This window comes from Micromonospora thermarum (assembly GCF_012034245.1).
Lineage (GTDB): Bacteria > Actinomycetota > Actinomycetes > Mycobacteriales > Micromonosporaceae > Micromonospora > Micromonospora thermarum.
In genome coordinates this window covers 20,947-36,235 of the sequence record NZ_JAATEO010000022.1, presented here as the reverse complement: position 1 = coordinate 36,235, position 15,289 = coordinate 20,947, and the positions used below count along the sequence as shown (strand labels likewise).

General features: G+C 71.1%; 12 protein-coding genes. 7 read left to right on the top strand and 5 right to left on the bottom strand.

The window, feature by feature from the left end; genetic code table 11:
• Nucleotides 1–108 precede the first annotated feature (108 nt).
• The gene (locus HCJ94_RS19920) at nt 109–2,496 is read left to right on the top strand and encodes a glycoside hydrolase family 65 protein (RefSeq protein ID WP_309227349.1); all 2,388 of its coding nucleotides are present in this window, start codon (nt 109–111) and stop codon (nt 2,494–2,496) included.
• A 24-nt stretch (nt 2,497–2,520) separates the two neighbouring features.
• Entirely contained in the window at nt 2,521–3,012 is a 492-nt protein-coding gene (locus tag HCJ94_RS19915) for a GNAT family N-acetyltransferase (protein WP_168002544.1), read from the top strand.
• Here HCJ94_RS19915 and HCJ94_RS19910 read toward each other — a convergent pair.
• Nucleotides 2,956–3,462: a DUF8243 domain-containing protein gene (locus HCJ94_RS19910; protein ID WP_168002543.1), complete on the bottom strand. Its 507-nt coding sequence runs from the start codon at nt 3,460–3,462 to the stop codon at nt 2,956–2,958. The genes HCJ94_RS19915 and HCJ94_RS19910 overlap by 57 nt on opposite strands.
• A gap of 266 nt (nt 3,463–3,728) precedes the next feature.
• On the opposite strand from HCJ94_RS19910, the gene HCJ94_RS19905 reads away from it, so the two are divergent.
• Complete coding sequence (locus HCJ94_RS19905) at nt 3,729–4,322, top strand: hypothetical protein (RefSeq protein WP_168002542.1); 594 nt, start codon at nt 3,729–3,731, stop codon at nt 4,320–4,322.
• 40 nt (nt 4,323–4,362) lie between these two features.
• Here HCJ94_RS19905 and HCJ94_RS19900 read toward each other — a convergent pair whose 3' ends face one another.
• Together HCJ94_RS19900 and HCJ94_RS19895 are read right to left on the bottom strand one after the other, a co-directional pair.
• Nucleotides 4,363–4,950: an FHA domain-containing protein gene (locus HCJ94_RS19900; RefSeq protein WP_168002541.1), complete on the bottom strand. Its 588-nt coding sequence runs from the start codon at nt 4,948–4,950 to the stop codon at nt 4,363–4,365.
• Between the two features lie 2 nt (nt 4,951–4,952).
• The gene (locus HCJ94_RS19895) at nt 4,953–6,791 is read right to left on the bottom strand and encodes a serine/threonine-protein kinase (protein WP_168002540.1); all 1,839 of its coding nucleotides are present in this window, start codon (nt 6,789–6,791) and stop codon (nt 4,953–4,955) included.
• Between the two features lie 364 nt (nt 6,792–7,155).
• Here HCJ94_RS19895 and HCJ94_RS19890 point away from each other — a divergent pair, with 364 nt between their 5' ends.
• Nucleotides 7,156–8,268 carry an alginate lyase family protein gene (locus tag HCJ94_RS19890; RefSeq protein WP_168002539.1) on the top strand — a complete coding sequence of 371 codons (1,113 nt, stop codon included), beginning with the start codon at nt 7,156–7,158 and terminating at the stop codon, nt 8,266–8,268.
• Between the two features lie 49 nt (nt 8,269–8,317).
• Nucleotides 8,318–10,120, top strand: coding sequence for a peptidoglycan-binding protein (locus tag HCJ94_RS19885; protein ID WP_168002538.1), 1,803 nt, complete (start codon nt 8,318–8,320; stop codon nt 10,118–10,120).
• Nucleotides 10,121–10,608: 488 nt separating this feature from the next.
• Here HCJ94_RS19885 and HCJ94_RS19880 read toward each other — a convergent pair whose 3' ends face one another.
• A complete protein-coding gene (locus HCJ94_RS19880) occupies nt 10,609–11,997 on the bottom strand; it encodes a low temperature requirement protein A (RefSeq protein WP_168002537.1) in 1,389 nt (462 codons plus the stop codon).
• A 57-nt stretch (nt 11,998–12,054) separates the two neighbouring features.
• Between HCJ94_RS19880 and HCJ94_RS19875 the strand changes: the two genes are divergently transcribed.
• Nucleotides 12,055–12,921 carry a GNAT family N-acetyltransferase gene (locus tag HCJ94_RS19875; protein ID WP_168002536.1) on the top strand — a complete coding sequence of 289 codons (867 nt, stop codon included), beginning with the start codon at nt 12,055–12,057 and terminating at the stop codon, nt 12,919–12,921.
• Nucleotides 12,922–13,027: 106 nt separating this feature from the next.
• Nucleotides 13,028–13,318, top strand: a complete 291-nt coding sequence (locus tag HCJ94_RS19870) for a hypothetical protein (RefSeq protein WP_168002535.1) — start codon at nt 13,028–13,030, stop codon at nt 13,316–13,318.
• Nucleotides 13,319–13,790: 472 nt separating this feature from the next.
• On the opposite strand, the gene HCJ94_RS19865 is transcribed toward HCJ94_RS19870, so the two are convergent.
• Complete coding sequence (locus HCJ94_RS19865; RefSeq protein ID WP_240944353.1) at nt 13,791–15,077, bottom strand: hypothetical protein; 1,287 nt, start codon at nt 15,075–15,077, stop codon at nt 13,791–13,793.
• Between the last annotated feature and the right edge of the window lie 212 nt (nt 15,078–15,289).

Genomic DNA, 15,289 nt, shown 5'->3' with positions numbered 1-15,289 from the left:
CAGATCAAGGGCCGAAAGTGCAAGATCGTGGAGAGTGGGTGGGGTTTGGCCGGGGACTGGGGGTGGAAACACTGACGGTTCCTGGTCTGCGCAGCCATGGGAGGTGTCGTGCCGCACATCGCCGACCGGCCGCCGACCGTGCCGGGGACGAAGGGCGACGAGCGCTGGCGGGTCCGGCGCACCGCGGAGGACGCCGACCGGCTCGCCGAGACCGAATCGGTCTTCGCGTTGTCGAACGGGTGGATCGGCTGGCGCGGCACCCTCGACGAGGGCGAGCCGTACGGGATGCCGGGCACCTACCTCAACGGGTTCCACGAACGGCGGGAGCTGAGCTACCCCGAGGAGGGGTACGCCTTCCCGCAGCTCAGCGACACGGTGATCAGCGCACCGAACGCGACCCTGATCCGCCTCTGGGTCGGCGGCGAGCGGCTGGACCTGCGCACCGGCACGATCCGCGTGCACGACCGCGTCCTCGACCTGCGGGCCGGTGTGGTCGAGCGGCACACCGGGTGGGAGTCCCCGGGCGGGCCCGCCGTACGCGTCCACAGCGTCCGGCTGGTGGCGTTGCCCCGCCGTGCGGTGGCCGCCGTCCGGTGGACCGTCGAGGCGCTGGACGCGCCGGTCGACGTGCGGATCTGCTCCGACGCGCTCGCCAACGAGCGGGTGCCGGAGCGCTCCGACGACCCCCGGGCCGCCTCGGTGATCCACGACCCGCTCACCGCCGAGTACCGCCGCGTCGACGGCCCCGACGGGGTGCTGGTGCACCGCACCGAGCGCAGCGCGCAACGGGTCGCCGTGGCGGTGGCCCACGAGGTCGAGACCCCGGACGGGTTCGCGTCGGCGGTCGACGAGACCCCCGACCGGCTGCGCCTCGCACTGGACGGCACGCTCCGCCCGGGCGACCGGGTCCGGGTGACGAAGTTCGCCGCGTACGAGTGCGAACCGGTCGACGGCAGCGACCCCACCCCGCTCGCGGACCTGGTCGTCGCGGAGGCGCGGGACGCCCGTGCGGAGGGCTTCGACGCGCTGCTCGCCGCCCAGCGCGCGGCTGTCGACGCCGCCTGGGCCGTCGCCGACGTCGAGCTGGACGGTGACGACGAGCTGCAACAGGCCATCCGCTTCGCGGTGTTCCACCTGATCCAGGCCGGCCGCCCGGACGGCGACCGGACCATCCCGGCCAAGGGGCTGACCGGCAACGGGTACGACGGCCACATGCTCTGGGACACCGAGGGCTACGTGCTGCCGGTGCTCACGTACCTCGCCCCGGACGTGGCCCGCTCGGCGCTGCGCTGGCGGCACGCGCACCTGACCGAGGCGCGGGAGCGCGCGGCGGAGCTGCGGCTGACCGGCGCCACCTCCCCGTGGCGGACCATCGGCGGCCGGGAGTGCTCCGGCTACTGGCCGGCCGCCACCGCCGGCCTGCACGTCAACGCCGACATCGCCGACGCGGTCCTGCGGTACGTCGCGGCCACCGGCGACGAGGGGTTCCTCGCCGAGACCGGGCTCGAGCTGCTGGTGGAGACCGCCCGGCTCTGGCGCGGCTACGGGCACTTCGGCGACGACGGCGACTTCCACCTGCACGGGGTCACCGGCCCGGACGAGTACACCGCGCTGGTCGACGACAACGTCTTCACGAACCTGGTGGCCCGGCGCAACCTGCGCGGCGCCGCCGACGCGGCCGAGCGGCACCCGGAGGTGGCGGCCCGGCTCGGCGTCGACCCGGCCGAGGTCGCCGGCTGGCGGGCCGCCGCGGGCGCGGTGCACGTCCCGTACGACGGCAAGCGAGGCGTGCACCAGCAGTCGGCCGGGTTCACCGGCCTGCCCGAGTGGGACTTCGCGAACACCTCGGACGACGACTACCCGTTGCTGCTGCACTTCCCGTACCTGGAGCTGTACCGCAAGCAGGTGGTGAAGCAGGCGGACCTGGTGCTGGCCATGCAGCGCTGTCCCGGCGAGTTCACCGCCGACGAGAAGGCGCGCAACGTCGCGTACTACGAGGCCCGGACCGTCCGGGACTCGTCGCTGTCGGCCTCACCGCAGGCGGTGCTCGCCGCCGAGGTCGGGCACCTCGACCTGGCCTACGACCTGTTCGCCGAGTCCGTGTTGCAGGACCTCGCGGACCTGGGTGACAAGACCGCCGACGGGCTGCACCTGGCGTCGCTGGCCGGTGCGTGGCTGGCCCTGGTGCAGGGCTTCGGCGGCCTGCGCGACGACCGAGGTGTGCTCTCCTTCGACCCGCGGCTGCCCACGGCGATCCGGCGGCTCGCGTTCTGCCTGCGCTGGCACGGCCACCGGCTGTCGGTGACGCTGACCGCCGGCGAGGCCCGGTACGAGCTGCCGGACGCGGGCCCGGACGCGACCGTGGAGCTGTGGCACCACGGCGAACACATTTACCTGGATGGCGGGAGCGCGGTGACCCGCCCGATGCCCGCGATCCCCGACCCGGGCCCCGAACCACCCAGCCCACCCGGCCGCCGCGCCGGCCGGCGTCCTTGATCGCGAAGTTGGCTATGGTGAGCCGTGCCCGACCTCCAGCGGCTCGCCGCCCACCACGCCGACCCGCTGCTCGCGTTCGAGCGGGAGAACCGCTCCTGGTTCGCGCGGTCGATCCCGGACCGCGGGGACGACTACTTCGCCGAATTCCCGGCCCGGCACGCCGCCCTCCTCGCCGAGCAGGCCACCGGCGCGTGTCACTTCCACGTCCTGGTCGACGACGACGGCCAGGTCCTCGGCCGCTTCAACCTGGTCGACGTCGCCGACGGGGAGGCCGAGCTGGGCTACCGGGTCGCGCAGCGGGCCGCCGGGCGCGGGCTGGCGACCGACGGCGTCCGCCGGGTGTGCGCGCTCGCCCGGGAGGCGTACGGGTTGCGCCGGCTGACCGCCGCGACCACCCTGGACAACCCCGCCTCGCTGGCGGTGCTCCGGCGCACCGGGTTCACGCCCGTCGGCGAGGTGTCACTCGGCGGACGCCCCGGGTTGCGGCACCGCCGCGAGCTGACCCTCGACGGCTGAACCGCCGGCCATCTGCCGGCGTACCTCCTCCAGCGCCTCGAAGGCGTACGCCCAGTTGTGGCACTTGAAGCTGCGCAGCCCCTCGATCGGGGTACGGCAGTCGGCGCAGCGCACCCCGGCGATCCCGTCCGGGATCTCGGTGTTGACGAACTTGCGCTCGCCGAGGATGACCGTCGCGATCATCATGCGGTCGTGCACCCCGGCCAGCGCCGAGTTGACGATGTCGTACCAGTTGATCCGGCGAGCGCACTTCGGGCAGTCCGGCTCGTCGCCACTGACCCACAGCGGCGCGCCGATGCTGCGCGGCGGCATGCCGAGGAGCTTCTCGATCCGGCGTACGTCGGACTCGCCGGTCGTCCAGCGGTGCCGGCCCGGCAGTGACGCCGGCGAGTCGTAGACGGCGCGGAACAGGACCGGGTCGACCTCCACGGTCTCGCGCTGACGGGTCATCGGCGTCCCTCCTCGGCAGTCGGTGCCCCACCGTCGTCCCAGGTGACGGGCAGGGTCAACCGGATCAACGACAGGGGACCGCCGACGTTCGACCGACCGGCGAGAGGACGGCGCGCCGGTGTCTTCTCCGGAGCTGAATCGACGTCGTGGGCGGGACAAGGGACAGCGTACGAGAGCTCGGGCTGACATCATGAAGGCCGCTCGCGGCCGGGTCCGGCCGGCATCTCGGCCCTCGGCCCATCGTCCATCACGCACGGGGGATTCGCATGCGTACCCCCTGCTACAGCGGCGGTGAGAAGCTGCCGGACAGGCCGATCCGCGTCGAGTGCGACGTGCCGGGCGGCGAGCTCCAGCCCGGGGAGCGGCGGGCCTTCACCGTCGACTTCGAGGTCCTGACCGCCATCCAGCCGTACGCCATGAAGGCCGAGAACGGGCGCCTCGCGGTCGAGGTCGGCGGCCGGGAGATTGCCGACGAGCCGTTCCGGACCCGGTTCCGCTCGTCGGACGGCTCCCTGCGCGACCCGAAGCCGTACGTCCGGGACACGCAGCCGGAGGCCGGCATCTCCGCCGGTGACCTGACGCTGGTCCGGCAGCCGGACGGCGCCTTTGAAGGGCGCCTGCCGCTGGCGGTGCGGTACGACAGCGACGCTCCGCACAGCAACCTCTGCCTGATTACCAAGGGCCTGCCGGCCGGCGTCTACGAGACGTCCACCGTCCCGTCCGACGGCTGCGCCCACTTCTGCGTGCCGGGCGGCCAGTTCATGGAGGGCGAGGAGCGCACCTTCGACCTGGTCTTCTTCGCGGCGGCCGGGACGCCGTCGCCCCGCCCGGCACGACCGGGCGGGGCGACGTGCGCGTGAGCCCGCGTCGCGCCGAACCGGCCGGCCCGGGCATGCCGGGTCAGGGGGAGCCGGCCGCACCCCGGCGGACGGCCTCGGCGGCCAGCCGCGAGCGCCGGCGGTCGTCGTTGCCGGTCAGGCCGAACTTGTCGTACAGCCGGGAGAGGTGCTTCTTCACCGCGCTCTCGGTGATGTGCAGGGCGGCGGCGACCGCCCGCACCGAGGGCGGCTCGGGGAACGGTGTCCCGCCCACCACGTACGGCCGGCAGAGCACTGTCACCACCTCCTGCTCGCGAGGCGTCAGCACCGGCGGCGGGGGCGGTGGCTCCACCCCGACCGTACGCGTGCCGCCGTGCCCCTCGGGCGAGTGGAACACCAGCCGGGCCGGCCCGATCTCCACCCGGTCCCCGTCCCGCAGGGTCTGCGCCGGGCGCAGGGGAAAGCCGTTGACGAACGTGCCGTTCGTGCTGCCCAGGTCCCGGATGGACCAGCCGGCGGGGAAGCGCTCGACCAGGGCGTGCAGCCGGGACACGAGATTGCTGTCGATGGTCACCTCGTTGCCCGGCGCGCGGCCGATGGTCAGCGCGTCCGCCGTCAGTGGGACCAGGCGTACCGACCCGGCGACGTGGACCTCAAAGTACCCGCCCATCCTCACCCGCACCACGGCTCGGTCGTCGCCGTCATCGACTCGCCGGTGCGCCGGTGCGTCACCGTGGCTGTCGCCACCGTGCAGCCACCGCCGACCGTGAACGGCGCGGTCCACAACTCGTGCGGCTGCCCCTGCGCCCGCTGCCGTGCGCCGCCGTCCCCGGCGGCCGGGCGGATCGCCAGGTCCACGAGCCAGGTGCCACCGCCGAGCATCGCGTTGTCGCGGTACTGCTTCCACACCCACACGTACCCCATCGCCGCCCGGCACGTCGGCGACCAGTACTGCTTGACGGAGAGCGTGCGCAGCCCGCCCGCGTACCCGTAGGCGGAGGGGACGATCTGGACGGCGTCGTCGTAGCAGCGGCCGGGCGGCGCGGCGTCCCTGCTGGCCGGGCGGAGTCGCCCGGCTCCCTGCACCCGGACGGTCAGCGGTGCCGTGCGCCCCGCCACGGTCACCGCCAGCAGCGGCGTACGCGGGCCCGGACCCTGCGGCGTGAAGACCACCCGCACCTCGCACCGCTGCCCGGGCGCCAGGGCGTGCGCGGTGCAGCCGTCGCCGGTCACCCGCAGGTCACCGCCGTGCGGGCCGACCGGCGTCACCGCGCTCAGCCGGACCTCCCGGCCACCCCCGTTGCGGACGGCCACCGCGTGCTCGTCCGAGCTGGCGTGGACCTCCTGTTCGCCCACCGCCAGCGTGGCCGGCACCGCCAGCCGGTCCGCGGCGGGCGGCGCCGCCGACCCGGCGGTGGCCAGCATCGACCCCACGGCGACGAGCACCCCGACGGTCCGGGCCCACGCGGGAATCCGGGACCGCCGCGTCCGGTGGACGGTTGCCGTGAGGTCCGCACCGAGGGCCGCCCGGCGGGCGGTCAGCGAGAAGCGGGGCCGGGCCGGCTCGTCCGCCGGCACCACCTTGGCCACCTCGCCGAGCACGAAGGGTGTCACCGGCTGACCCGCCGCCCGCTGGGCCGCCCGCAGCTCCTCCGCGAACGCCGCGACGGTGGGGTGCCGGCGGGCGGGATCCTTCGCCGTGGCCCGTTCCAGCGCCGCGCACACCCTGTCGGGCACGCCCTCGGGTCGAAGGTCGGGGACGGGATCGACGGCGATCCGCCGGAGCAGCTCGGCTTCGGTGTCAGCGGCGAACGCGGGCGCCCCGCGGATCCAGTGCAGCACCGTCGAGGCGAGCGCGTAGACGTCGGAGGCCACCGATGCCGGCTCGCCGCGCAGCACCTCCGGCGCGGCGTGCGGCAGGCTGGCGGTGATCCGGCCCGCGTCCGGCGTCTCCGTGAACGGCCGGGCGAGGCCGAAGTCGGCCAGCTTCGGTTCCCCGTACCGCGAGATCAGGATGTTCCCGGGCTTCACGTCGCGGTGCAGCACGCCGGCCCGGTGCGCGGTCTCCAGTGCGCCGGCCACGGCGATCCCGCCGGCCACCGCCGCCACCCACGGGGGCTCCGCGACCTCCGTGCCGGGTTCGGCCGCCGGACGCCCGGCGGCCAGCCGGTCCGCCAGCGAGCCGTTCTCCTCGTACGCCATGAGCAGGTACGGGTTGCCGGCGGCGGTGCGGCCGGCCTGGTGGAGCGTGACGATGTTCGGGTGGTCCGACAGCCGGCCCAGCGTCTTCAGTTCCCGCTCGAAGCGCGCCCGGGACGGGCCGTGCCAGTCCGCCGCGAGGACCTTGACCGCCACCCAGCGGTGGAAATCCGGCTGCCAGGCCCGGTAGACGACACCGAAGCCGCCCCGCCCGACCACCACCGCGCCGGTGCACCCGGCGATGCCGAGGTCCAGCCCCGGACCGGCGGCCTCCCCGGACCGGTGGGGTGCCGTCTGCTGCGAGTGGACCATCGCCGGACATTATGCCCGAGGAGTACGGCGACCTCCGACGCGCTGTGATCAGGACGGCACGCGGCCCGGCGGACCCCCCTTCTGTCCGCCGGGCCGCGTGGGCACCCCAGGTGGCGCTTTCCGCCAACGCGGATCAGCCGCATTTCAGCAAACCGCCGATGCGTGAATTCCGGTAGGTGACTGAAGGGGGAGCTTTTCCTCCCCATCCATTCGGCACTATTGCCGGGGCCTGTCCGAAACGGCACCATGTGGTGGCCCGGCCGCTCAGCAGGCCCCGCACGAAGTCCACTGCGTGTTCTGGCAATGCTCCATTCTGCCTCGACTTTGTCGGCGCGGTGGCCTTCCTTGTCCAAAAGGAAATGTCATGTCACTTGATCCGGTCACGACCAGATCCAGCCGCAGATCGTTCCTCCGGAATGTCGCGCTCGTCGGCGCCGGGGCGAGCGCCACGAGCGTCCTGGGTTCGCTGTCGGCGACGGAGGCGCACGCCGCGGTCTTCGCCCACCCCGGCCTGCTGCACACCGCGGCCGGCTTCACGGACCTCAAGGCCAAGAGCGCCGCCACCACGGCTCCCTGGTCCTCCGGCTGGACCGCGGTGAAGGCGAACGCCCGCTCCCAGTCCGGTTGGGCGGCCAAGCCGGTGGCGGCGCTGAACACCGGTGGCTCCGGTGAGAACTACATCCAGTTGCTGGACGACGCGCACGCCGCCTACCAGAACGCGTTGCGCTGGAAGCTCACCGGCGTCACCGCGCACGCCGACACGGCTCGCGACATCCTCAACGCCTGGTCGCAGACCCTCACGTCGGTCTCCGGCACGCCGTTCCTCGGGCAGACGTCCGGCATCTACGGCTTCCTGCTGGCCAACGCCGCCGAGATCGTCCGCGACCACGCGGGCTTCGACCAGGCGCGCCTCGCCGCGCTGTTGACGAACGTCCTCTACCCGGCGAGCAACACGTTCCTGACCGCGCCGCTCGACTCGTGCGCGCCGTCGTACAAGGCCAACTGGGAGCTGTCGCACATCGCCTCGGTCCTGGCGACCGGCATCTTCTGCGACGACATCGCCAAGGTCGACCAGGCGACGGCGCTCGTCACCGGCACGCCGCGGCTGATGAACTCCATCCCGTACATCTGGAACGGCGGAGACTCCGACCGGTACTCGGTCACCGGGCTGAGCCTGCTCGCGGCCATCTGCGAGATGGCCTGGAGCCAGGGCCGCGACCTGTACGCGAGCCACGGCAACCGGCTGCTCGCCGCCGCCGAGGAGCTCGCGCTGGTCCAGCCCGAGCCGTCGGAGGCCCCGGCGCTCGGCACCTGGGGGACCTCGGCGACCAGCCCCGCGTGGGCGCTCATCCACAACCACTACGTCACCCGCAAGGGCCTGTCGGCACCCAACACGGCTGTCCTGGCGAACAAGGCACGTACCGAAGGTGGCGGTTTCGACCAGCTCGGATTCGGGGGCCTCGCCTACTCCCTGTAGAGCGCGCTCCCGATATCCGCCGGCCACCGACCAGAGAGAAGTTTCCGCGATGAAATTCGTCACCCGAGCGATGTGGGGCGCCCGCCCGATGGGCGAGAACGACGATCCCCCGATCACGTCCACCCGTGGCGTGAAAATCCATTACCTGGGGTCGCTCTATGCGATCCAGCTGCACCAGGAGTGCGCGGCGAAGGTCCGCGAGGTGCAGTTGATGCACCAGAACGACGGGTACGCCGACATCGCCTACAGCCTGGCGGTCTGCCGGCACGGCTACGTCTACGAGGGCCGCGGAAAGAACCGCCAGTGCGCCGCGAACGGCAACCAGACCCTGAACCGCGACCACTACGCCATCCTGGCCCTGGTCGGCACCGGCTACGAGTGGTACGGCACGTCCGGCTGGGGCATCTGGAACACCGCCGCCACCGGCGAGATGAAGCAGGGCATCCGCGACGCCATCGCCTACCTCCGCTACTACGGGGGCGCGGGCAACGAGATCCTGGGCCACCGGGACGGCTACGCCACCGCGTGCCCCGGCACCCACATGTACAACCTGGTCCGGAGCGGCGAGCTCGATCCCGGCGCCAACAGCGGCCCCATCGAGTACATCACCGGGCCCGGCGACACCCTCGGATCGGTGGCGGCCAAGTTCAACGTCCCCTGGTCCGCCCTGGCCGCCTTGAACGGCCTGCCCATGGTGGTCATGCCGAATTACGCGTTCGGGATCGGCGTCAAGCTCCTCATCCCGGCCCACAGCTCGGAGCTGGACCCGCAGGGCGGGACCAGCGGCCCCATCGGGGACTACGTCCCGTTCCCCGGCACGGAGTGGTTCAAGGGCCGGCCGAACAGCCGGATCGTCATGGCCATGGGCGTGCGGCTGGTCCAGGAGGGCTGCAACCCCTACCGCGTCGGTCCCGGTTCGCAGTGGTCCGACGTGGACCGGGACGCGTACGCGATGTGGCAGCGCAAGCTCGGCTTCACCGGCGCGGCCGCGGACGGCTGGCCCGGCAAGACGTCCTGGGACCGGCTCATGGTCCCCGCCGACGGCGTCTCGCCCGGCGCCACCGGCTACCAGCCGTACCCGGGCGCGTCCTTCTTCACGGTGGGCACCAACAGCTCGATCATCACCGCGATGGGCGTGCGCCTGGTCGCCGAGGGCTGCGGTGCCTACCTGTCCGGCCCGGGACCGCGCTGGAGTGAGGCCGACCGCCGGTCGTACGCGAACTGGCAGCGCAAGCTCGGCTACACCGGTGCCGACGCCGACGGCATCCCCGGCCCGACGACGTGGGCGCAGCTGCGGGTGCCCCACCAGGGCGGCGGCTCCTACGAGCAGGGCGGTGCGACCGGCAGCGGCACCTACGAGCCGTACCCGGGCGCGGCCTGGTTCCAGTCGAACCCGAACAGCCCGATCATCACCGAGATGGGACGCCGCCTGATCGCCGAGGGCTGCGGCAGGTACACGTCCGGCCCCGGCCCCCAGTGGACCGACGTCGACCGCCAGTCCTACGCCGCCTGGCAGCAGAAGCTCGGCTACACCGGCGCCGCCGCCGACGGCTGGCCCGGCAAGAGCTCCTGGGACCAGCTGCGGGTGCCCCGCTACTCCAACCAGTACGAGCCCTACCCGGGCGCGGAGTGGTTCAAGGCCAACCCGAACAGCGTCATCGTGACGAACATGGGTCGCCGGCTCGTCGCCGAGGGTTGTGGCCTCTACCGGGTCGGGCCCGGCCCGCAGTGGTCCGACGCCGACCGCCAGTCGTACGCCAAGTGGCAGCAGAAGCTCGGCTACAGCGGCGCCGACGCCGACGGCTGGCCCGGCAAGTCCACCTGGGACCAACTCCGGGTCCCGAAGAGCTGACGGTCGCGCGACGGCCTGAGCATCGAGAGGGGGAGACCGCGGGCGACCGCGGCTCCCCCTCACCGCCTGTTCGCCCGGGGGTTGCGGACGTAACGAGCCAGCGGCCTTCGTCGCCTATCAATGGTGGAAGGCGGAACGCCGGCTTCCGTGACCGGGCGGGACGCCACCCGACCCCCCCGCAGGCCCGCCCGGTCCACCACCAGCGACCGAGCATGACGCCTTCGGAGGTAGCTCACGATGGCCAAGTCGGAACCGGGCAGCCCTCCCCCGCTGTGGCCGGACCGCCGTCATGTCGTCGTGGTGCCGCCGGCGTGGAACCAACCGACCCAGCCCCTCCGACTGCGGCCGGGGCCCACGCCTCAGTGGTGGCCCTACGTCGTGTTCGGCGGAACCGTCCTGCTGGTGGGATTCATCGCCGTCGTCATGGTCGTGCTGGCTCGCTGACCGGGCGAACGGAGCGCAGCCCTGGACCGAACCTGAACCCCTGGTCATCTTCGGCCGGTGGCTGGTGACGGGGCTTCCAATGGTCGACCGGAGGCCGCTCGGGCGTCGGCCAGGGCCATGCCGATGAGTATCGTGAGGGCGCCGGTCGCCGTGATCAACGGTGTGGTGAAGGCCAACGGCAGCGCTGCGGCAGCCAAGGCCGCGATGCCGACGAGCCTGCGTCGGGAGAGCCGGTTGAAGACCACGCGTTCCAATCCCATGCGGCCGACGACATAGACGATCGGCCCGCCGAGGGTCACGACCAGCCAGGCCGGGCGCACGGGGCCGCCCGGGTCGGTCATGACGATCTCGTAGCCGATCGCCACGAGCACGATGCCCAGGACCATCAGCACGTGGGCGCGTCCGACGTTCCGGCCGGCTCTGACCTGCTCTCCGGCCAGGTCGACGGCTTCGGGGAGCACCTGCCCCGCACGGTAGTAGTAGATCCGCCACAGGAGCACTGTGGTGGCGAAGCCGACCACCAGAGCCAGCGTCGTGGCCAGCGACACCGGCGTGTCGGTGTAGGTGATGCCCAGTGACAGCACGCTCTCGCCGAGGGCGATCAGCAGGAGTTGCTCGTACCGGTCGGCGAGGTGATGGGTCTTGGTGGGTTCCCAGGCGCTGTCCAGTTGCCGTCTCATGCCGGGCACCGGCCACGAGAAGCGGGCCGCCACGAGGTCGATCGTGATGGCCAGCGCCCACAGACCTACCCGGGCCCAGTCCTCAACCAGGACGCCTGCCAGCCACGGCACGGCCGACACGGTGAACCAGATCGCCGACCTCACGTAGAGCGCCCGTTGCTTACGGTCCCGCACGAGCCTGATGAGGACCAGAGGTCGTCCCATCTGAAGGACCACGTACGGTACGGCGAACGCGTAGCCGCGCTCGAAGAACGCGTACGGCAACGACGACGCCATGAACACCACGCCGAATGCGGTGAGCAGCACCATCACCTGCACTGCCGGCCGGCGCGGGTCACAGCGGCTCGTGATGTGGGAGGTGGTCGTCCACAGCCACATCATCGGCAGGACCAGCACGAGGACATACAGCAGCCCGAACCACCGCCGGGCGAGGTTGTCGGCGGACACGTCCTGCACGACCCGCGAGACGACTCCCGAGAGGGCAAAGACCAGCATCAGATCGAAGAACAACTCCAGGAAGTTGGCCCGGCGGTTGTCTCCTGCGGTGCTCCCCGCCTTTATCACCTTCTGGCCAGGCGGTTCCCGATCCGCCCGTCCACGTCCGGTCCGCCGACCCCCGGTCCCACCCTCGATCACCGTCCCAGTCTTCAACCCACCAGGCCCGGAAACGGCAAAAAGCGCGAAACGCGCCCCGGTGCCGCCGCCAGCCCTGCCACGCCCGTCGCTGCGGCTCGCTGTCCCGAGGAAGCCCACCAGGGGCCCGTTGCCAAATCCCTTTCGGTCTGACGTGCGGCGGTGTTCGATCAGATTGTGTCAATCGTGTTGAGCACGCCAGGAGTCGATGGGCTGAGCGAGGCTGTACGCGTACTGCGCGAGTGGCAGTACGACGGGGCGCCGATGCAGTTGCATCCAGGAGACCTGGGCTGGCACTGGCGGTTCGGCGCGGAGGCGACGGCCGCGGCGGTCCGCACCTGGAGCCGGGACGGGCAGGTTCTCGCCGTCGGGCTGTTGGACACTCCCGAGCTGCTACGACTGGCGATCGCGCCGGAAGTCGAACACGACGAGGAGCTTGCCCAACAGATGGTCGCCGACGTGACGCGGCCGGATCGCGGCGTCCTGCCGCCGGGGAACATCTACATCGAAGCCCGCTTTGGCGCACTGTTCCGAGGGCTGCTGTTGGATGACGGGTGGGACGCCGACGAGCCGTGGACACCGCTTCGCCGCGACCTCGCGGAGCCGGTGGAGGACTGCGGCGTGCGGATCGAGGTGACCGGTCCGGAGGCGGTGCACGTGCGGTCCGCCGTCCAGCGGGCATCGTTCGACAAGTCGACGTTCACGGACGAGCGCTGGCACGCGATGGCCGCCGGACCGCCGTACGCCGACGCCCGGTGTCTGGTCGCGTACGACGACCAGGACACCGCGGTGGCGGCCGCGACGGTGTGGTCGGCCGGTCCGGGGAAGCCCGGGTTGCTGGAACCGTTGGGCGTGCACCGCGACCATCGCGGCCACGGCTACGGCAGGGCGATCACCGTCGCCGCGGCGGCCGCCCTCCGGGAGCTGGGCTCGTCGAGCGCGATCGTCTGCGCCGGGAGCTCCAACGCCGGCGCCGTTGCCACCTACCGGTCGGCCGGCTTCCAACAACTCCCGGAGGTGCGGGACCTGCACCGGAGCGCCTAGGGGCGTGTTCCTGGCGCCGGTGGTGAGCCGGCGGAGGGCGGCGGCGAGGCAGAGTCCGGCATGGCAGTTGCGGCTCGGGAGTGGCGGCGTCTGCGACGCTGGTCGTGTGAGCAACCGCTTTCGCCGGCTGCCGCCGCGGATCGAGCCTCGGTACGAGACACAAGACGTCTCCGCCCCACCGCCGTTGCCCGAGGTGCCGGAGACGATTGGATTGACGGCCGCCGGCCAGGTCGCGGATTTCGAGCGGCTGGCCAGCGCCATCGCCCGCCGCCCCGACCGGCGTGGGCCAGCCCTCCTTGCCCACGACCCGGCGCAGCGCGGATGGCGTCGCCGGGTGCTGGTCGTCGTCTTCGGCGCTCTGGCACTCGGAATGGTTGCCGTGGCGGTGATGACCTGAATCGGTTGATCGGCCCTCCATGTCGCCGCCGCTCGGCTCTCTCGGGACCCGTACTCAAGCCGCAGGTGGCAACCCATGGGCGGCGCGGCTGGCGGTGCGGGCAGCGCCAACGCCAGCCTTTACGTAGCGGTTCGGTGCAACGCGATCGTGGTAGTGCTGCCGCAAAGTCATCTCAAGGTTGGCTGGTCCCGCTGCGCGAAGCGTTGCAAGGTTCTGCTGGCCTCGTTGAAGCCCTCCACCCGGCGGGCGTGCATCGGCACAACCTGTGGCCCGAACGCCCCGGACCGCCGCACCTGCAATGGCGCCGGGCCGGTTGGTTGCCCCGGCCCGGCCGCCTTCTCGAAGGCGAAAGTGCGAAGTGCCCTCTGTGTCGAATCGTTGAGGCCCTCGACGAGTCCCATCCCTCCGACCCAGGGGGCACCTCTCACGTACTCGGCCCGCCACCACGACGAGCCCTTATCAAGGCGCGAGGTCAGACGACGCTGTAGCCGTTGAAATAGTGCACCCCGTCGCTGGTGGTGTCGTCGGGGTTTGCCCTTCGGTTGGTGTTGAACCAGAGCTTGTCCCCGTTGGCGATGCCGAGCCCCTCGATCTCGAAGAGGTCGGAATATGCGCTGGAGGTGATTCGGAAGGACAGGTCGTTGTCCGCGTATATCGTCCCCGAGGCGGTCGAGATATTCCGATAGACAAGCACGATGCTGACGTTCTCGTAGGTCAAGGGGTAATACAACGTGTTGTTGTGATAGCCAATCCCCTGGGTTACGTACGAGGTGATGTTGGAGACGGTGCTGCCGTTGACTAGGGCGTTTTCGATATCCACATAGAAGGCGTAGGTCGCGTTGATCGTGCCGCTGGTTGCGGTCAACGGCAGTGAGCCTCGGTAGAAGGTCCGGCCGCTCTTGAAGAGGAAGTAGATGTTGCTCGCGTCCTTGCCGGTGATCTTTACTCCGGACATCGCTTTGTCCGCGCCACCGTAGGCGATGGTGTAGCTGCCCACCTTGTAGTAGGTGGTCCCCACATATTTCAACTTCACGAGACTTGTGCTGCCGGCTTCCATCGTGACGACGAACATGTAGTAGTTTCCGTCGTTCGAGTGCAGCGCAACGTCGTTGGCGTGGCCAAGATGGCTCGTGTAGGTGGACCCGTTGTCACCGTTGTTCATGAGCGTCGTGGTCCCGTCACTCATGTTGGTCCGGTAGATGACAGCCTTGGTGTTGTCGCTGTTGACTTTCACGGAGTAGGCGTAGGTGGACCCTACGCCGAATCCCTGCGTGGAGTAGCAACTATTCGCGTTACCGAGCGTCGCGACTGTGCTGTAAGTATTGTAGTACGCGGCACTGGCCGCGGTCGGTGCCGCCACCACCCCGCCAGATAGCGCGAGTACGAACAAGGCGGTACGCGCCACACTTCTTGTGAACATGCCCCTCGGCACAAACACCCCCATGATAATGAATGTCGCAGGTGGCGTTGACATTTCACTGCAGGCCCATCCAACTGTAGCTATTCGACTGTTGTCAAGGGCCCGTGTCGATTTCCGTATCCGGGTCAGTGCCGGGGGAGCGAGGGCACGGGCGCGGGTACGGCCACCCCACCTTGTCGCCCAGTCGCGGTACGCGATTGCCGGGACGCGCGCCATCAGGCGGGCGGTCTGGTCGATCAGATCCAGGTGGACCATGGCGTCGACGCCTCGATAGTCATCGACGAGACGAGCGGTGGCCGACAGCAGGTTGGCGGAGATCAACGCCGTTGCCGCGAGCACGGGGCGACGACCCCGCGCTGGACAGCCTTCTGCTGCGGCCGTACACCGAGACGGCGTGCCGCCGGGGCGGTGCGCTGGCCCTGCGGCCGGTCGACCTGGACCCGGACCAGTGCCTCATCCTGCTACGGGAGAAGGGCGACACGGTGCGATGGCAACCGGTGTCACCAACGCTCATGAGGCATCTGCAGCAGCATGCCGAAGAACGCCAGGCG